We start from the raw sequence: 2120 nt of genomic DNA, 5'->3' as shown, positions 1-2120 counted from the left end.
AGTGTAAAATGTACTTGGGTCATGTAAAAGTCCTCCTGGGTATGTTTTTGTCGTTAAAAACATTGTACCGTAAAAGGACTGTTATATGGCCTTTTTACTTTTACACAATTATACGGACTTTATCATATTCCTCGAGCACATAGTATATATTTATATGAATATTATTGGAGCGAAGCTTATAAAAATTATAAAGAGGGATATTTAACTGAATCAGATGGTAAATTATGTCCAGCTATTTATGAATATTTTTGGGAGTTAGATTATTCTGTTAAGGACAAATCAATAAGTTTTTATATTCCGTGTAAAGAAATAGTAGATTATTTTTCATTAATACAAACGGAAGAAGGAGTATGGAAAACTAAATTTGGTGAAACAATATGTATTAATTCTAAATTACTCGAATTTGATAATGAATGTTTACTTATTAAAAAAGAAAGTTTATTAAACTTTCTTAATACTAAAAAATTGTCTATTGGATGGAAAATATATCTAGAAAAAATTTCTCTTCGAGATAGACAAGAATGGTGGTACAATGTTTTTTATGACGATGGCAAATATAATAAGAAAATAATTAAGAATGACATGTCAAAAATTAGGCGTAATTTTTAGATTTATCTATATATTTATGCCACCGCTCAAACTTTTATAAAAAGTAAAAAAACAATATTTATATTGAACTTGTGACGTGAATTTCTAAAACACAACCAACAATCCACAAGGAAACTAGTAAATAAGTTTAAATAAGATTTCGAAAAAATGTGTAATATTATAATATGAAAATCTTTAAGATTATAGAAGATTCATACTGACTAAAAAGATTTTGAAAGTGATTAAGTATTTAAAACACGCCAATCTTAAACCGCTATTGACAAATATGAAGCGGAACCACCGTTGTTTTTCTTTTCAGGTCCAATTGAATAAATGTTATGAATAGAATGGATAAAAATATAATTATTTAAGTGTTAAAGTAAACCAAATCATGATTTAAGATTATAAGAAAGAAAAATTGACTAATGTTAAAACCAACAATCATATGGGTTGTAACGTTTATACAATCATCGTAAAACTCAATATGCTTAATTTATTCAAAATGTTCGTCAATAAGTACAATGAAAAGGAGATTGATTTTTTGAATAAAAAATATCTTATGATTGTAATTATAATTTTAATATTGATTCTAGGCGGAATCTTTTTGAAGATGAAATATGACGAAAAGAAATAATATGATGAACAAAAAGAAAGAATAACGATTTATATGAAGTACAATGTGAAAGGTTATAAAAATATAAGCTTCGCTAATTTTAAAGAAAACCCAATGGATGGTTATTCTATTAGTGGTTATATAAATAATGATAAAAAGTTATCATTTACAGCTGGTATAAGATCTGTTGATGATTTTCAATTTGATACCGATATTTCTTATACAGATGAATTGGGTAGAAAATTTAATAAAAATCCTAAGTCAGTTTCTGAAATAAAAAAAGAGCAAAATACGTCCAATAAATAATTGTTCATATTGTGATGAAACAAAAATATAAGTCATTAGATGAGTTTAACTATGTTATAAATATTTGTAGTATCTATAAAAATCTCGACACTATTAAAATGATAAAGTGCCGAGGTTTTCTTACTTATTTAGTTAATTCAAAGTTTATGCCAGATTCATAAGAATTTGTGACACTTTTAATAGTGTAACCATTGATTATTACAATTTATCAAATGGTCCTTTAGAAGGTATAAATAACAAAATAAAATTAATTAAACGTACATCTTTTGGTTATGGAAGTTACAATCATTTGCGCAATCGAATATTATTATGTTCAAAACTTTACGCTCCAAAAAGTAAAAAGGAAGTTAAGCAATGTTTAGTTGCTTAACTTCGGATATTGAACGCATCAGTCCAATTTGACATAGAGCCTTTTTTAGTTCTTGATGTTTCTCTTTAAAACCTTGCATATTTTACAAAAAGAAAAATTAGCAGTATAATTAAGACAACGAAAATAAGTATTTACTTATACACCAATCCCCTCACTATTTGCGGTAGTGAGGGGATTTTTATTGGTGCGGCTATATGTCACCTATTTTGTATTGCGTCTACTTAGCCAATAAGAAAAAAACGC

General features: G+C 26.3%; 1 protein-coding gene and 3 pseudogenes. 3 read left to right on the top strand and 1 reads right to left on the bottom strand.

Annotated features, from left to right (window positions below; all coding sequences use genetic code 11):
- Positions 1 to 123 precede the first annotated feature (123 nt).
- The 3 pseudogenes from IDG60_RS11890 to IDG60_RS11880 form a co-directional block, all read left to right on the top strand.
- Positions 124 to 609: pseudogene (locus IDG60_RS11890) on the top strand (SMEK domain-containing protein); the annotation flags it as partial.
- Positions 610 to 1129: 520 nt separating this feature from the next.
- Positions 1130 to 1507: pseudogene (locus IDG60_RS11885) on the top strand (DUF1433 domain-containing protein).
- Positions 1508 to 1694: 187 nt separating this feature from the next.
- Positions 1695 to 1877: pseudogene (locus IDG60_RS11880) on the top strand (transposase); the annotation flags it as partial.
- Here IDG60_RS11880 and IDG60_RS11875 read toward each other — a convergent pair.
- Positions 1855 to 1956, bottom strand: coding sequence for a hypothetical protein (locus tag IDG60_RS11875; protein WP_001791893.1), 102 nt, complete (start codon positions 1954 to 1956; stop codon positions 1855 to 1857). The pseudogene IDG60_RS11880 and the gene IDG60_RS11875 overlap by 23 nt on opposite strands.
- Positions 1957 to 2120 lie beyond the last annotated feature (164 nt).

This window comes from Staphylococcus sp. EG-SA-2 (assembly GCF_017152085.1).
This window is presented reverse-complemented; position numbering and strand designations above follow the sequence as displayed.